This window comes from [Clostridium] celerecrescens 18A, assembly GCF_002797975.1.
GTDB lineage: Bacteria > Bacillota > Clostridia > Lachnospirales > Lachnospiraceae > Lacrimispora > Lacrimispora celerecrescens.
This window is the reverse complement of sequence record NZ_PGET01000001.1, coordinates 1,543,597-1,560,639: the sequence shown is the minus strand read 5'-3', so window position 1 is coordinate 1,560,639 and position 17,043 is coordinate 1,543,597. Positions and strand designations below refer to the sequence as shown.

Genomic DNA, 17,043 nt, shown 5'->3' with positions numbered 1-17,043 from the left:
CTATATAAACATAACCCCCGGACACGGAACTGGTATAAAAGCCAGGTTCCAATCCGGGGGTATATTGTTTATTTTAAGATTTTTACTACCTGTGTATCATCAAGAGTCACATGATAAAACAGTTCGTAAAAATCCTTTACTTCTTGTTTTATATCAGCATTATATTGTTCCGGATATACAAGATTGCCCAGCCATAAAATTCCGATCATCCGATTGACAGAAGGCGGACTGCTCATAAAACTATAGGGAACGGATGGTATCTGATAAACCTTTCCCTCTTTTACTGCATTTAATTCTCCCCAGACCTTATCTGTTGTTATGGTTTGATACAGGGCTTCAGAATCTGCGATAATAATATCCGGCTGCCACAGAAGAAGCTGTTCAAAGGATACTTCGCTTCCGCCGCCGCTTGATACCATTTCAACCTTAGCTGCATTTTCCGCTCCTATCTGTTCGATAACCCGGGCATGAATGGAACCCTCTGCATTGGTATGAAGTCCATCATCTCCAACTGCAAAATAAACTGATTTCTTTTCTGAAAGCTGTTCCCTGGCTGTTTCAGACTTTATCAGTATGTTATTGCAATCGTCCGCCAGTTTCTTTGCCTGATCGGTGTCTCCGGTAAGCTCTCCCAGCTTCTCATAAGCAGAACTCATGGTATCTAAATCTGCCTCTATAAAGATGACTGGCATGTTTAGCTGCTCCTGAAGGGCATCCATATCCTCTTTTACGCTTTTCTTCGCTTCTCCGATATCAATGATCACATCCGGACTTTCCGCAATGAGAGCCTCCATGTTAAGATTTGCATTCTTCCCATAAAACTGGCCGAATTTAGGAAGTGACCAATATTTTTCGTCAATGTACTGCTTTGCACCTTCGGAAAAATCAGAAGCAAGTCCGGACAGCTTATCCGGACAAAGGGTATAAAGCACGATCTGTGCCAAAGGCCCGGAAGGAGCAATCTTGTTAATTTCTTTTGGAAGTGTAACTTCCCTTCCTGCTGAATCCGTGAACACTCTGGCGTCTGTCTGCACCCCTGCTTCGCCCGCTTTTTCTGTTTCTGCCTGAGTTTCTGCTTTTACTGATGCAGTTGACTCTGCCTGACTGGCAGGAACCTCCTTGCCGCTTCCTTTTTGACAGCCATTTGCCAGTACTGCAGCAGCAAGGAATGCAGCCAGTACCAGACTTTTTCTCATTTTTTTCATATGATCCCCTTATTCCGCCGCTTTTGCGGCATACATTTATTATTTAGAGAGCCTCACCGGCAATCCGGAACGGATTACCGCCTTATGCTCACCTTTTTTCACTAATTCCTCTGTAAGTCTTTTATCCGTAATAAGAGTACCCGCTAGCTCCCACACGCCAAAGTTAAAAAGATCAGGAGCGAGAGCCACGCTGGGTCCCACTAATATAACTTTGGCATTCCGCGACAGCTCTAAAAGTCTTGGAAGAGTTTTATTCACCAGGGTAAATCCCGTAATAAAAACATAATCTCTGTCTGAGAGTATATATTCACAGGCACTATCCGGATAATCGCCATCCATTGGATTGCGTTCCAGGATCACGCAGGATTTTGCTTCTTTTAAAAATTCCTCTGCAAAGCAGAAATGTCCGATGGTCGCCACCTTTTTTCCTTTGATATCCTCACGATAGGCCATAAAGGCATCTTCCTTCGATAGCTGCCTGATTGTGCCTTCCTTTTCCAGCCCGCTGATCCGTTCCGGCTGGTTATAATAGGCATTTACCGCTGCGGCACCTATGCTTGCCTCGGTAAAATTCCATGATTTTATCAGCCCTGCAGCTTCCTTCCATGACATATCCAGTATATTTTTTTCAGTCCTCCTAATGGTCTGAAGCGGATTTGTCGCTGCCGCGCCAGTATATCCGCGGACAGTCACTGAAGTCCACTGGATTCCTACGAAATAATCTTCTATCTTTGCATCATCTGGTATCGGTTCTATCAGACGGTCATACATTTCCCACATATCCATCACCTTCCCCCAGGCATACACACCTTTTTTCCGCTATTTAAATCCTCATAGATCTCAATAGGCACCTGGTATACGCCTTCCAAGAGCTCTTTCGTAAGGATCTTGTCCGGCTCACCAAAAGCCGCTGTCTTTCCATCCATCATCACCAGTGCTTTATGGGCAAAATAAAAGACATGCTCCGGATTATGGGTGGATTGTACAATTAAATATCCTTTTTCTGACAGGGTCCGCAGCTCCTTCATAACCCGGATCTGGTTGCCATAATCCAAGCTGGAACAGGGTTCATCCATAACCAGTATTTTGGCCTCCTGGGCGATAGCTCTTGCAATCAGCACAAGCTGCTGTTCTCCGCCGCTGATCTGCCCAAATATACGGTCCTTTAGACTGGCAATCTTTAATAGCTTCAGAGCATTCAATGCCCTTTCTTTTTCCTTCTGTCCCGGACTTGCAAAGCGGGGAAGCGAGGCAGTCGTTCCCATTAACACCATATCCAGAACCGAAAAAGAGAATGCAGTATCATGGTTCTGGGGTATATAAGCAATCTTTCTGGCCAATTCACGTTCCGAGAAGTGTCGGCGTTCTGTTCCATTGATCAGAATCTCTCCATGATACCCCTTCAGCAGACCTAACATGCAGCGAAAGAGCGTACTCTTGCCTGCACCGTTTTTTCCAAGGACACAGACCAGTTCCCCTTTGTTGAATGAAAAATTGATTCCCTTTAATACCGGAAAACAATGATATCCGAATTCCAGATCTTTAACTGTCAGCTCCATACTTCCCCTCCTTTATAATCGGTTTCCTTCCCGCAAAATAAGATATAAAAAGAACGGAGCACCAATAAATGCAGTCAAAATGCCGATAGGAATCTCACTGGTGGCCAAAAGCCTTGCAAAATTATCCACAACCAACAGAAAACTGCCACCCATAAGCAGTGAGGCCGGCAATAGCCTGCGATAATCGCTTCCTACCAGCATTCTGGCAAAATGCGGGATTACCAGTCCTACCCAGCCGATATGCCCGCTGACTGATACTGCTGCTGAGGTAATTAAAGTCGCGCTGACTACTATGATAAAACGGAGCCTCTTCGCATTGATCCCCATGCTCCTTGCTTCCTCTTCCCCAAGGCTTAAAACATTGATCCGCCACCGAAGAAGGTAAATCGGAAGGATTCCTATGAGGATCCATGGTGCCGCAAACATAACGTCTTTCTGTCGGATGGATGCCAGACTTCCCATAAGCCAATAGGTAATGACCGGAAGAGTATTGGTCGGATCTGCCACCAGTTTTAAAAAAGAAACCGCTGCGGAAGCGAGGGAGCTCACCATCATACCGGACAACACCAATCCCAGCACGGGATTATACTTTACACGGCTGCTGATGAGGCAGACAATCCCTACCGCGCCTAGACCAAAAAGAAAGGCGCTGATTGTTACTCCGTTATAGCCAAATGAAAAAAACAATCCCAGAGCAGCACCTAATCCCGCACCAGAGGATGCACCCAGAACATCTGGTGATACCATGGGATTTTTAAAGATCCCCTGATAAGCGGCCCCTGCACAGCTCAATCCTCCTCCGATCAATGCTGCCATAAAAACTCTTGGCAGGCGGACCTGGAAAACAACCGTCTCTGCCTGGGCCGTCCAAGTGGATTGCATGGGAAAAAACACCGAGAGAAGGAGCTTTAAGAGTGTGTCCGGGTATACCGGATACCGTCCAAGCAAAAAGGAGCCCAAAAAGCAGACAATAAATAAGAGCACGATGATTCCAAAACGTCTTTTATAAATCCAGTCCCTTTCTACCATCCGTTCCCTTTCCTTCCTTTTCCGTACATTCTCTCAAAAATCCTATAATTTCTGTCCGAATGTGTTCTCTTTTTTCACGTTCAAACGTAAGAATACGTCCATTTGTCCGCTTTACAAGCTCTTCTTCCAAATCCTGAAGAATCTTGTCCGGGTCCGGCTCTGCAGGAATTCTGGTTCTCATGGACTCAAGGTTTTTATGGCTTTTTAAAACTCCGATGCAGGGCACCTGGCTATCAATGCAGGAAAGAACCTTATCTATAAATTCCGGCACAAAAAGTTCTATCCCGCCTATTTCATCCAAAAGGAAGAGCTCTTTATGAGCGGAAGAACGCAGAATTTCTAATCCATCGGTTTTAAAGATCTGAAGATTTTTTTGAAATCCATGGTCAGTCCGCTCAATAAAAACATTTGTCATTGCTTTTTTATAGACTGTTGCCGGAATCCATTCCTCTTCTGCTGGAACCATACGAAATCCCATGGTCATCCCGTCTTCGTTTAGCAGACGTTGGGAATAAAATCCTCCAACCATCCGGTGAAAGGGCTTTAAGCATTCAAAAAGCAGGGTTGTCTTTCCTTCTCCGGAATCACCTTTTAGAAATAAGAATTTCCCCATTATTTTTTTCGTCCTTCCCGCAGGGCCCTTACAGCAATTAATTCTCCCGCCACGCTGATGGCAATTTCAGCGGGTGTCTCTGCGTAGATTTCTAAGCCGATGGGGCTGTGACAGCTGTCGATTTGTTCTCTGGTAACACCATCTGCCATAAGCTTTTCAGACAACGTTTCCAGTTTCCTGCGGCTGCCTATCACACCGACATAGCAGGCATTTTTCGTAAGGACCTGTCTCTGAACAACGTAATCCGACTGATGACCTCTGGTCATAACACAGACATAATCGCATTCCCTTAATTCGAGAGAATCAAAAATTTTTTCATAATCCCCTACAATGGTCTTTTCTGCCTGGGGAAACAGATTTTCATTTGCAAACTCCGGCCGGTCATCAAAAACCGTACACCGGAATCCTACATGAGAAAGAACCGGCACCAATTCCTGTGCTACATGTCCGCCTCCGAAAATATAGACGCATCCGGCCCGTACCAGAGGCTCGCTGTAATACTTACGTTCACCAAAGTTTTTTTGAACCGCTTTATGCTGAAGGAGAATTTTTCTATCTTCTTCATCAATTCCCGTTATCCCTGCAAATCCCGCTGATTTGCTGTAGATGCCCAGCCCCCATGTGGTTTCGTTGGTAATATCCATAAGCAGCCAGCTGTCTTCATCCTTGTTATAGGCTTCTTCTATCTTCCTGCATACGTCCTTAAATTCCTGATTCTCATGGTCCAGATACTGGAAGTAAACCACTACATCGCCACCGCAAATCATACCCAGATCAGCTACCTGCTCCTTTCCAAGTACAAAGCTGTGCATATAGGAGGTCTTTTCCTCAATCGCTTTCTGTGAGCGCTGTATGGACCGGTATTCCACCGCTCCGCCACCGATCGTTCCTTCGGTGGTTCCGTCCCGCCTTACCAGCATATGAGATCCTGCACCTCTGGGAGTGGATCCAGAACTTGCAATAATGGTTACCAAAACCCCATCTTCACCTTTTTCCAGCGTTTCTAAAACTGATTTAAACAGCTTTCTCATCTCAATTCCCCCTCAAAATATTTAGTATGCTTTTTCATTTAATTCTATTTCCAAGCTTAAGAACCGGTTTTGAAAATCTTATCGCTGCGAAAACGACTGCATCTGTCTTCCTATCGGATCTTCCCGTTATATTTTTAAAAATATAACGGATTTGTCTATTATAATCCTTTTTCCAGAATTTGTAAACCCGATAAAAGTAAAATACAAAAGGCCCCCGGATTGAAATTTAATCAAAACATCAATTAAATTTCAATCCGGGGACCTTACATCAATCACCGATCATGTTACGGATCTTTACCGGTGTCCGGTAATTCCATGTGGAAATTTTAATACCGCTTCGTCTGCTGGCCGCATGGACGATCTGTCCGTTGCCGATATACATGGACACATGGTTGATGGTCCCTCTGCTGTCTGCATAATAGATCAGATCCCCAGGCCTCATATCGCTTGATTTTACTGCCTTGCCCATACCGGCCTGAGAGCCAGAATAATGAGGCAGTCCAATGCCAAAATGAGCGTAAACAGACATGGTAAACCCAGAGCAGTCGGCCCCCTTAGTTAAGCTGGTTCCGCCCCATACATAAGGATTTCCTAAAAACTGAAGGGCATAATTGACGATCTGGGCCCTAAAGGATGCCTGGGCATTGGCCTTCTCCTCTAAAGGAGAGAATTTGATTGCCTCAGGAAGAGCATACCGGACATCAACGTAATCCGTGGATACATAGGCGCTGCTGTTTTCCTCCAGCTCGATCTGTATCCAACCGTCGATCTGTTTTAAAACAGGATACCGTTCATTGTTTGATATCTGCGTCCATATCTTTGAATCAGTGGATGGTTCTGTCCTGGCGTTTAACATATCCGTGTTGACGATGGCCATCAGCTCTGCAACCTGCAAAGCCTCATCCTTTGCTGCCTGTCCTGTCAGGATATAATCAGACTTCACATAGCCGGTAATGTTACCGGACTGAATTTTATACCAGCCATCCGCCGTCTCTAAAATATTTCCTGCGGCTTTGCTTGGCATCTTTGCAATAATCTTGCCGTTTTCATTGGGTTCTTCTCTTACGTTCAAATAATTATCCACATCGGAGATACCGATGTTCTTATAGAGATTGAATATCATGGCCTTTAGATCCAGTTTTCTGGCCTCATTCAGTCCATATTCCAATTTGATGTAATCCGTGGATAAATACCCGGCCGGAATCTGTACCCAGCCCTCTGTCTGTCCTAAGACCTCATACCGCTCATTGGAAAGTGCCTGGCCTACCACATCCGAACTGGTGGAGGGGTCCTTCCTGATGTTCATGCTATCGGTCTGAACGATTGCTCTTAACTTCACCAGATCCATTGCTTTCTTCTTTGCGTCTTCTCCTGTTAAAACAAATTCGGAATTTATATATCCTTCAATCCCGCCGGAAGAAATTTTGCTCCATCCGGATTCCGTATTCTCCAAAATATCGCAGGCACTGTCACCCTGGAGTTTACCGATTACATCCTCCTCGGTACCCGGTGCTTTTCTCACATTTAAGTATCCTGAAACCTGAATGATCCCTAAATTCTTGTAGGAATTTACAACTTTTTCTTTTTCCTCTTTTTCCTTTGCTGCCTGAGCTTCAGACTCGGCTTCTGCATTTAAGCCTGCTGATTCCTCCATCTTTATTGCTGTGGCCTCGGATGCGGATGCAAGCCCTGCTGGTTTTGCAGAGAGGTGATTCTTCACCGCCACCCCCACTGCAGAAATAACTGCTACGCAAAGAACCGCTGTTCCTCCCATTGCCAAAAGTTTTTTGTAATCATTATTACTGCGTTTTTTTCTTGCCTTATCCAAACGAATGATATAATCTTTTTTCTCGTTGTTATTTTCCATCCTGTACTTTCTCTCCATATTCCTGTTTTCTAGCGGAAAGCCAATTCAGACTATAAGTCTATCTGCCTAAGTATAGCATAAAATGTCATTATTTGCGATATAACTACAACAAAAAATTATTAAGATTATGTTACATATATTAAGAAAGATACATCCGGAAAAGTCAGATTGGAATCATAAGCCTTCTGACACGAAAACAAAAAACAGGACAGGAAACCCTTACAAAAGGTTCCATGCCCTGTAATTTCACCGGCTATTTCGCCAGAATCATTCTGTCATTTGAAAATTCCTCACCGCTTGCCTCTTCGAATTTCTTAAGAAGGTCCTCTACTTCCAGCTTCTTTTTTTCTTCCCCAGACACATCATATATGATGCGTCCTTCGTGCATCATGACAAGCCTGTTGCCAATCTGGATCGCGTCCTTCATGTTATGAGTGATCATAAGAGTCGTGAGGTTTTGCTCTTTCACAATCTCCTGTGTGATTTCCAGAACCTTTTTGGCAGTTTTGGGATCAAGTGCAGCAGTATGCTCATCAAGAAGAAGCAGTTTCGGCTTTTTTAAAGTCGCCATCAGCAAGGTAAGCGCCTGTCTCTGGCCTCCGGAAAGAAGCCCTACCTTATTGGTCATACGGTCCTGAAGCCCAAGTCCCAGTTTTTTTAGCGCCTCATGGTAAAATGCCTTTTCACTGGTCTTAATTCCCCAGGCAAGACCTCTTCCCTGCCCCCGCCGGTAAGCCAAAGCCATATTTTCCTGTATTTCCATTCCGGCGGCAGTTCCCAGCATAGGATCCTGGAATACCCTTCCGATATATTTAGCCCTCTTATACTCCGGGTCCCTGGAAATATTGATCTCATCAATCTGGATCTTACCGGAATCAATCGGGTACACCCCTGCTATCATATTCAACATTGTGGATTTCCCTGCTCCGTTACCGCCGATCACCGTGACAAAATCACCCTCGTTCAGATGGAGGTCAATGCCATTCAATGCCTTTTTTTCATTGATGGTGTTCTTATTAAATGTTTTTTTGACATTCTTAATATCCAGCATGGTTATTCTCCTCCTTCTGTATAAGATTTCCTGATACGCCATTTATTCACCATGACTGGAACGCAAAGCGCCACTGCAACGATTGCAGCCGACAAAAGCTTCATATCATTAGCATCCATACCCATTCTTAAAACCATGGCACGGATCACAAAATATATGACGGAACCCACGACTGCCGAGATAAGCTTACTTGCAAAGGAACGAAGTTTCCCCATAAGCACATCACCAATAACAATAGCGGCAAGGCCAATGACAATCGCACCGGTACCCATACCGATATCCGCGTATTTCTGGCTTTGACAGACCAGTCCTCCGGAAAGTCCTACAAGTCCGTTGCTGATGGTGAGGGCCAAAAGCTTTGTCCAGTTTGTATTGACGCCCTGAGCGCGTATCATTGCCTGATTATTACCTGTAGCACGCATGGCACTGCCGATTTCTGTTCCAAAGAACCAGTAAAGAAAGAAAATCATTATGATTGCCAGGCCGATTCCGATGATCATTGCGGCAGCTTGTTTGCTTACCCCGGTGACCGCTATGAATTTAGACATAATTGTATCAGTCTTTAAAAGCGGCACATTACTCTTTCCGCCCATAATCCGTAGATTTATGGACCAAAGACCGATCTGCGTCAGGATTCCTGCCAATATCGCCGGTATTTCAAAGACAGTATGTAACAAACCGGTCACTGCCCCGGCTGCCATCCCGGCCACTGCCGCAATCCCTAAGGCAATCCAGGGATCAACGTTAAAATTAAGTATCATAACGGCACACACACATCCGCCCATGGCAAAGCTTCCATCTACCGTCAAATCGGCAATGTCCAATAGTTTGTAGGTAATGTAAACTCCTAAAACCATAATCCCCAATAAAACCCCCTGAACAACTGCATCCTGAAGGGATACCAACAAACCACTCATCAATCATTCCTCCGCGTATTTTCTCGTTTCTTATTTCCTGCAATGCCCAAAGGGCTTTCATAGACATAAATGCCTTACATAAAGAATGAAAACCCATCCTTTATGTAAAGCATCTATGGCCGGCAGGCGGGCCATTCAAACAGGACCCGCCTGCCGCTCATTTTTTTAACCGCCTATTTAAGGCTGGAAATATCAATTCCCAGGGTCTTTGCCGTTTCCTCATTGACAGTCAGCTTACACTTATCCAAAGGAAGGTATTCAATCGGCATCTTGGAGATATCCGCATCCTCTGTCAGGATCTTTACTGCCTGCTGTCCGGTTAAGTAACCCAGTTCATAATAATCAATGCCATATGTAGCAAGACCGCCGGCATTTACCATTCCTTCTTCCCCGCAGATTACCGGAATGCCGTTTTCATTTGCTACCATACTCACGGTTGCCATACCTGCGGCAATGGTATTATCAGTAGGTGTATAGAGTGCATCTACCTTTCCTACCATGGAGGTAACAACTGTCTGGATCTCGTTGGAGTTAGATACCGTATACTCCACAGCTGTCATGCCTTCTGCTTCAATTGCATCTTTTGCCATCTTAGCCTGGATTTCGGAGTTGGATTCTGCGGAACAGAAAAGAATTCCCACGGTTTTTGCATCAGGGAGTATCTTTTTTAAGAGAGCTATCTGCTCTTTTACAGGAGTTAAATCAGAGGTGCCGCTTACGTTTCCTCCTGGGTTATCGTTGCTCTCAACCAGATCGGAGGAAGCCGGATCAGTGACCGCTGTCAACAGAATCGGGATATCGCTTGTGGCTCCTGCAACAGCCTGAGCCGCCGGTGTTGCGATCGCAAGGATCAAATCGTCGTTGTCATTCACCAGCTTGCTGGCAATGGTCTGGCACGTAGGCTGGTCGCCGGAGGCGTTCTGCTGGTCAACGGTATAGTTAAGACCTGCATCATCAAGTGCCTGGATAAAGCCCTTATTGGATGCATCTAAGGCTGCATGCTGTACAAGCTGCAGAACCCCGATTTTATACTGCTTTCCATCTGCTGTCTTTTCTCCCGTGGATTCTGCAGCTTCACTTGCTTTTTCTGCTGCAGTTGTGGTTTCCGGAGCTGAGGCCGCCGTGTCTGGTGCTTTGCTGCCGCATGCCGTTAAAGACAACATCATGGCGCCGGCAAGAACCAATGATAAAACATTTGCTGATTTCTTCATAATCTTCTCTCCTCTTCCTTCCAAAACTTCGCCCTTTTTGGAACTTAATTCGTATCATACTACAAAAAAGATTAGCCGTCAATTTTATTACTTTAAATTTATGCGTTTTTAATGTGCTAAAGTACATTTTTGTAAAAAATGACGAAAGCTGATCCCACATTTCCTGCTCTATTCATTAAAAAAACCGGAGAATCTATGTTCTCCGGTTTTTTTTAATTGGCAAGAAATCCTTTTCCTATTATCTCGCTGGAATTAGATATCAGTATAAACGCTGTCGGTTCCACTGTACGTATATAATTTTTCAGCTTAAGTGCCTGTGAACGCTTCATAGTCGTAAGGATGACTGTCTTTTTATGATGACTGAACGCGCCCTGTGCCTCATAAACCGTGGCACTCCGGTTAAGTCCATGAATAATATAATCACAGATGGGCCCCGGATCATCACAAATGATGCTGAAACACTTGCACAGGTTAATGTTTTCGATGACATCGCCAATCACAAGGGATTTGGCTAATAAACCAAGGGAAGAGAATAACCCTGTCTCCGGCCCAAATACAAAGTAGGCCATAATGACTCCTGTCACATCCACCAGCAAAAGCACGGTTCCAATATTAAGGCTGGTGTACCGTTTCAGTATCATGGCGATAATATCCGTTCCCCCGCTGGAAGCTCCGGTGTTAAAAAGGAGCGCAGAACCTACGCTTGGCAAAAGAATCGCAAAGATCAGTTCCAAAAGTGGTTCCCTGGTGAGAGGCCTTGTAATCGGGTAAAGCCGTTCCAAAAAGTAAAGAAAAACGGACATCATGAGGGTGGCGTAAACCGTTTTAATCCCAAAGCTCCGTCCCAGGAAGAGAAAGCCAGCCACCAGTAAAACTGTATTCACAATGGTTGTGAACTCACTGGCCGACCAATGGGTTAATGCACTGATAACCGTCGCAAACCCTGTGACACCTCCGAATGCAAAATTATTGGGGAATTTGAAGAAATAAATCCCCACTACCATAATCCAGATGCTGAACGTGATCAGTCCATACTCTGCAAGCGTTCTCAGTGTTTTGTTTTCTATCTGCTTCATGACTGTTTGTCTATCTCCCTCCGGCTCCTTTAAGCCGGTTCTGTACGTTTTTGAGTGAATTTATAGTTTCCTTTCACTCCCACTCGACTATACCTCAAAGGGACGGTAATTACAAACACAATTCCATCTGATATTCTCACAGTCTTTCTATTGTGAACAAGGAGTAAACCCGACACTGGCAAGGAACCGCCCAAATCCATTACGTCCCTGCTCATCGCATTTGTATACGCCTGAATCCTCCAAAACCCGTTCAAAAACCAGGCCAACTTCCTTCTTTAGAATTTCATCCACAGTTTCTTTTGTCACTTCTTCATATTTTCCAAGGAAACCCTCCGCCCAATCTGCGTGCTTCTCAATGGTTTCTTCCTCTCTTATGCTTTTTCCTTCCACAATGCACTGAGCCAGCAGGTTCAGTTCTTCCTTTAACCTGGAAGGCAGGACTGCCAATCCCATGACTTCAATTAAGCCGATATTTTCTTTCTTGATATGATGAAGCTCCTGATGAGGGTGGTAAACTCCAAGAGGGTATTCTTCCGTAGTGATATTATTTCTTAAGACCAGATCAAGTTCGTATACGCCATCCCGCATTCTGGCAATAGGGGTAATGGTGTTGTGAGGCTCTCCATCAGTTTCTGCAAAAATATAGGCTTCCTCGTCCGTATAAGCCCTCCAGGCATCAAGAATCTTTGTTCCAAGGGCGATTAAGTCTTCCGGGTTTTTGCTTCTGGTACGCAGTACGGACATCGGCCATTTCACGATTCCGACTTCCACTCCTTCAAAGCCTTCCAGCTGGAAGCAATTCTCCATGGGCGCCTTTGCCATTGCGAAATCATAATTTCCTCCCTGAAAATGGTCATGGGACAGGATGGATCCTCCTACAATGGGCAGATCTGCATTGGAACCGAGGAAATAGTGAGGAAACAGCTTGACAAAATCAAACAATTTTACAAAAGTATCTCTCTCTATCTTCATAGGGATATGCTTTCCGTTGAAAACGATACAATGCTCGTTATAATAAACATAAGGGGAATACTGAAAGCCCCACTCACTGTTATTGATTTCAAGACGGATGATCCTGTGGTTATTTCTGGCCGGATGATTGGTCCTTCCGGCATAACCCTCATTTTCCATACAAAGCTGGCATTTGGGATAACCACCTTGTTTCGCAAGCTTTGCTGCGGCAATCGCCTTGGGATCCTTCTCAGGCTTTGATAAGTTCACCGTAATATCCAGGTCTCCGTACTTAGTAGGGGTCACCCACCGCATATCCTTCTCTATCCGATACCGCCTGATATAATCGGAATCCTGGCTCAGTTTATAATAATATCCGGTTGCAGCCTCAGGTGACTGGCCCTGATAAAGCTCCCAGAACGTTTTTTCTATTTCGCTAGGTCTTGGCATAAGACAATTCATCAGCTTTGTATCAAACAAATCCCGGTATGTAACACTGTCTTCTTCTATGATTCCGGCCTGGCATGCATAATCAAGTAATTCGTGCAAAACAGTTTCCAGATCAATATTTTCCGGTACTCCTTCTGATTCCTCATACTCGTCCATCATCATTACATCAAGGATTTGGTTAAGGGCATAAAACCTGTCCGCTTCCCCGATCAAGCCTGTGTTTCGTCCATATTGTACCAGCTTCTTAATTGCCTCGTAAATCATTGTGATGTTCCTCCTGGTTTCTTTTTATCCTAATATACCTATCCCATTATACATTTCCAAAAGCGGCAAAACAATATCCTATCTTTTGTTTTTACTGCATTTTTTTAATAAAATTACTGATCCGGCTTATAATCAAACCCCCCAGGATCCCTATGATAAGTCCGGCGACTGTACCGGATATCAGAAGTAAGGGAAGATAAAAGAATACTCCGGCCTGCTTGACCACAAGGGCAGCTACGCAAACCTGTCCGATGTTATGCCCCACGCCTCCGAGAATACTGATTCCCGTTGTACTCATCCAGTTTTTTTTCCTGCAAATAACCATTAGAAGCAGGCTTAAGCTCCAGCCCCCCAGGCTGTAAAGCATGGCAAACAAGTTTCCAAAGGTAAATCCGGTGAGAACGATCCGCAAAAGTGAAATGACAACCGTTCCGCCTGTCCCAACCGTATAGAGCCCCACAACCGTGACCAGATTGGCAAGCCCCAGCTTTACACCCGGTATTCCAAGGGAAATGGGAATCAGGGTTTCTACAAAGCTGAGAACAAACGCCAGTGCAATCAGCATTCCGTACAACGCTGCCACATGTGCTGAATTTTTTACTTTCATAAGAGCTCTCCTTTTTCCTGCATTCAGCATTTATCTTATCACACTTTGGCATTTATGTAAAAGAAAATCCCGGAGAGCATCCTCATTATTATGATAGTGCTCCCCGGGATTAGAACTAATCTGTTCTTTTATCACCCCAGAAAAATAATGCCACGGTACCAGGTCCGGTATGGGATCCGATGACTGCGCCAATGCTGTTTAACAGCACCTTTCCGGAAAGCTTTTGGAAGCGTTCCTCCACCAGGGCCGCTACTTCCCTGGCATCATTTTCACAGGCGGAATAGGAAAGAAAGCATTTGCCGCTGTAATCTCTCCCACCTTTTGCATGGGCCTCCATTGTGTTTATGATCTCCTGGATGGCCTTTTTCTTAGTACGGATCTTCTGCCTGGGAATCAAATGCCCCGTGTTGTCAATGCTCATGAGGGGGCAGATGTTAAGCACTGTACCAAGCATTGCGGATGTGGCTGAAATTCTGCCTCCCCGCTTAAAACTAGTCAAATCCGTAGAGAAAAACCAGTGATGCACGAATAATTTATTATTCTCCGTCCACTCCGTTGCCTCTTCCAGGGAAACCCCTTTATCCCTTAAGTCTGACACTGAATCGATCAGAAGTCCATAACCGGCAGAAGCCCCCAGAGAGTCCACGATGACGATCTTTCTATCTGGATATCTGGAACTCATTTCTTCCCTGGCTACGCATGCAGAATTGTAGGTTCCTGAAATACCGGAGGAAAGGGTGAGGTGCAATATATCTTTGCCTTCCTTTAAAAATGGTTCAAAAAAATCACAATATTCTTCCACATTTACCTGGGAAGTCACTGGGGTCGCGCCTTTGGCGATCCGGTCATAGAACTCAGGAAAGGGAATGCTCTGCCCTAAGTCATCCGGATAGGTAACGCCATCCATTGTATAGTGAAAACACACATAGGGAATCTGACGCTGCTCAAAAAATTCCTTCTTCATATCTACTGTAGAACAGCAGGTTAAAATAAAACTTCCCATATCTGCACACCTCCTATCATTTACTGAATCAATATTAACATATTTTCTCCTGAATTGGAATCTTTACCATAAATTCCGTACCCATATCAAGCTCTGACCGGACGGTAATGGTCCCATGATAGAAATTGACAATGTGTTTTACAATGGATAGTCCAAGGCCTGTTCCGCCCTGTTTCTTGCTCCGTCCTTTGTCTACCCGGTAAAAGCGTTCAAATATACGGCTTAAGGATTCTTTTGGAATACCCATTCCATTATCCTTCACACGGATTATTACATTGCGGTCCTCTTCTGTCACCGTGACCCAAACTTCACCGCCAGGCTTATTGTATTTTACCGCGTTGCTTATGAGATTTCCAAAAAGTTCCTTCATTTGCTGTCCATTGGCGTACATACAAAGCGGTTTGCAATCCACATGGACAGTGACTTCATGGGATGCAGCCAGTGGTTTTAAAGATTCGACGATATCGCCTACAAGAATGGACAGGCGCACATCATTTTTTAACACCTCTGCTTCCTTTGCCTCAAGCCGGGAGATCATAAGGATGTCATTGATGAGATGATTCATATTGATTGCTTCCTTCTTGATGCGTCTTATAAAATCCATCTTTTGTTCTTCATCCTGAATGATCCCGCTTTCCAGAAGCTCCGCATAGCCCTGAACAGATGTGATCGGGGTTTTTAACTCATGGGAAGCATTACTGAAAAATTCCTGGCGAATTTGCTTTTCAAGCTCAATCTGGTTTAAATATTCTTTTACGTTCTTAGACATTTCCGTTGTCGTTTCCGCAATAATATTAATTTCCGGATACTGGTATTTTTCAAAAGAGAGGTCCGTATAATCCCCGTTAACTTTTAACATCTCCTGAGAAATTTCCTTTAACGGCTTTGTAATGGATTTTGAAAAGCTGTCCGCTGAAAATGCAGAATACATTATGGCCATCAGAAAGCTGAGCCAGATCGAAGGCAATAGAAGCATCAGGTATTCTTTCATGCCCGAATAGGGTATTGCCATACGAAGAATATAATCCGCCCGAGAGGAGCGGATTGCCACATAAAGCATATTTTCCTTAAGGGTCTTGGAATAGCGTCTGGCTGTGCCGGTTCCCTCCACAAGTGCTTCCTTCACTTCTTCCCTGTCCAAATGATTATCCAGGGAAGCGGCCGGTACACTCCCAGTATCGGCCACAATACTTCCATCCATGCGTATAATTGTAAAACGGCTCTCATTCTCACTGAGGGTCTGCTTTAAGCCACCTATTTCACCGGCAAGATCACTGGAATAATCCAGGATCTCATCCATGGCTCTTAAGGTGTAAGTCATGTCTTTTCTGGAATTTTTAAGCAGTGCGCTGCTGGAAGCAATATAAAAAACAGAACTGCTGAGTATCAGCACTACCAAAATGATCTGGATAAATTTCTTAAAGATTACGCTTCTCATAGATTCCCTCATTCTTTGGATACAGCCAGACGATTGATTGTGATTGTCCTACTCTTCCGTCTTAATAAAACGATAGCCAACGCCGCGGATCGTCTTGATGCAGGAACCGCCGTTTTCTCCCAGCTTTTGCCGGAGCGTACGGATATGCATGTCCAGAGTCCTGGTCTCTCCATCGTAATCATACCCCCAGATGTGGTTTAAAAGCTCATCTCTGGTGACGACCTTATTATGGTTCTCCATTAAATACTGCAAAAGCTCAAACTCTTTTAACGTCAATTCTATCTTAACGCCGTCACAATAGACCTCTCTTGTTTTTTTATTTAAACTTAAGCAATATTGATTCAGTTCGTTTGCGTTTGCCTCTCCCCTGGTGCTTCGCCGCAAAAGACTTCGGATTCTGGCAGCCAGTTCCATGACTCCAAATGGCTTTGTCATGTAGTCGTCGGCACCTCCATCAAGTCCTGCTACCTTATCAAACTCCCTGTCTTTCGCGGTAAGAATAAGAATGGGAATATCCTTTAAAGACTCATTTTTCCGAATTCTGCGAATGGCTGTCAGGCCGTCCATACCTGGAAGCATCAGATCAAACACAGCCAGTGCCGGTTTATCTGATTCAATATGACTTAAGGCATCTTCCGCCATCTCAAAAGCGGATACTTCATAGCCAAAACCTTCCAGGGCAATTTTAATTAAATCCCTGATGTTGTCATCGTCTTCAATTACATAGATACGTTCCATACATTCTCCTTCCTTATTTCCTGCCCACACTTT

Annotated in this window: 16 protein-coding genes; all 16 read right to left on the bottom strand. The window is 44.6% G+C overall.

Features of this window, described 5'->3' with window-relative positions; genetic code table 11:
* Positions 1-68 precede the first annotated feature (68 nt).
* Positions 69-1,205 carry an ABC transporter substrate-binding protein gene (locus tag H171_RS07410; RefSeq protein ID WP_100304564.1) on the bottom strand — a complete coding sequence of 379 codons (1,137 nt, stop codon included), beginning with the start codon at positions 1,203-1,205 and terminating at the stop codon, positions 69-71.
* Between the two features lie 39 nt (positions 1,206-1,244).
* Entirely contained in the window at positions 1,245-1,991 is a 747-nt protein-coding gene (locus H171_RS07405; protein WP_100304563.1) for a Rossmann-like domain-containing protein, read from the bottom strand.
* Positions 1,991-2,764 (bottom strand): ABC transporter ATP-binding protein, encoded by a 774-nt coding sequence (locus tag H171_RS07400; protein WP_100304562.1) that lies wholly within the window; start codon positions 2,762-2,764, stop codon positions 1,991-1,993. The genes H171_RS07405 and H171_RS07400 overlap by 1 nt, the downstream gene beginning before the upstream one ends.
* Positions 2,765-2,776: 12 nt before the next feature.
* Positions 2,777-3,793 carry a FecCD family ABC transporter permease gene (locus tag H171_RS07395; protein ID WP_100304561.1) on the bottom strand — a complete coding sequence of 339 codons (1,017 nt, stop codon included), beginning with the start codon at positions 3,791-3,793 and terminating at the stop codon, positions 2,777-2,779.
* The gene (locus H171_RS07390; protein WP_100304560.1) at positions 3,768-4,406 is read right to left on the bottom strand and encodes a nucleoside-triphosphatase; all 639 of its coding nucleotides are present in this window, start codon (positions 4,404-4,406) and stop codon (positions 3,768-3,770) included. The genes H171_RS07395 and H171_RS07390 overlap by 26 nt, the downstream gene beginning before the upstream one ends.
* Positions 4,406-5,437, bottom strand: coding sequence for an XdhC family protein (locus tag H171_RS07385; protein WP_100304559.1), 1,032 nt, complete (start codon positions 5,435-5,437; stop codon positions 4,406-4,408). Before H171_RS07385 ends, H171_RS07390 begins: the two co-directional genes overlap by 1 nt.
* A 268-nt stretch (positions 5,438-5,705) precedes the next feature.
* A complete protein-coding gene (locus tag H171_RS07380; RefSeq protein WP_242976906.1) occupies positions 5,706-7,304 on the bottom strand; it encodes a C40 family peptidase in 1,599 nt (532 codons plus the stop codon).
* 253 nt (positions 7,305-7,557) lie between these two features.
* Positions 7,558-8,355 (bottom strand): ABC transporter ATP-binding protein, encoded by a 798-nt coding sequence (locus H171_RS07375; RefSeq protein WP_100304557.1) that lies wholly within the window; start codon positions 8,353-8,355, stop codon positions 7,558-7,560.
* Between the two features lie 2 nt (positions 8,356-8,357).
* Positions 8,358-9,272 (bottom strand): ABC transporter permease, encoded by a 915-nt coding sequence (locus H171_RS07370; protein WP_100304556.1) that lies wholly within the window; start codon positions 9,270-9,272, stop codon positions 8,358-8,360.
* 173 nt (positions 9,273-9,445) lie between these two features.
* The gene (locus H171_RS07365) at positions 9,446-10,483 is read right to left on the bottom strand and encodes an ABC transporter substrate-binding protein (RefSeq protein WP_100304555.1); all 1,038 of its coding nucleotides are present in this window, start codon (positions 10,481-10,483) and stop codon (positions 9,446-9,448) included.
* 212 nt (positions 10,484-10,695) lie between these two features.
* Positions 10,696-11,559 carry a YitT family protein gene (locus tag H171_RS07360; protein WP_100304554.1) on the bottom strand — a complete coding sequence of 288 codons (864 nt, stop codon included), beginning with the start codon at positions 11,557-11,559 and terminating at the stop codon, positions 10,696-10,698.
* A 147-nt stretch (positions 11,560-11,706) separates the two neighbouring features.
* Positions 11,707-13,224 carry a UDP-glucose--hexose-1-phosphate uridylyltransferase gene (gene galT, locus H171_RS07355; RefSeq protein ID WP_100304553.1) on the bottom strand — a complete coding sequence of 506 codons (1,518 nt, stop codon included), beginning with the start codon at positions 13,222-13,224 and terminating at the stop codon, positions 11,707-11,709.
* Positions 13,225-13,315: 91 nt separating this feature from the next.
* Positions 13,316-13,831, bottom strand: a complete 516-nt coding sequence (locus H171_RS07350; RefSeq protein ID WP_100304552.1) for a Gx transporter family protein — start codon at positions 13,829-13,831, stop codon at positions 13,316-13,318.
* A 115-nt stretch (positions 13,832-13,946) separates the two neighbouring features.
* Positions 13,947-14,834: a DegV family protein gene (locus H171_RS07345; RefSeq protein ID WP_100304551.1), complete on the bottom strand. Its 888-nt coding sequence runs from the start codon at positions 14,832-14,834 to the stop codon at positions 13,947-13,949.
* Between the two features lie 34 nt (positions 14,835-14,868).
* Entirely contained in the window at positions 14,869-16,272 is a 1,404-nt protein-coding gene (locus tag H171_RS07340) for a sensor histidine kinase (protein ID WP_100304550.1), read from the bottom strand.
* A gap of 48 nt (positions 16,273-16,320) precedes the next feature.
* Positions 16,321-17,010 (bottom strand): response regulator transcription factor, encoded by a 690-nt coding sequence (locus H171_RS07335; protein WP_100304549.1) that lies wholly within the window; start codon positions 17,008-17,010, stop codon positions 16,321-16,323.
* Positions 17,011-17,043: the final 33 nt, after the last annotated feature.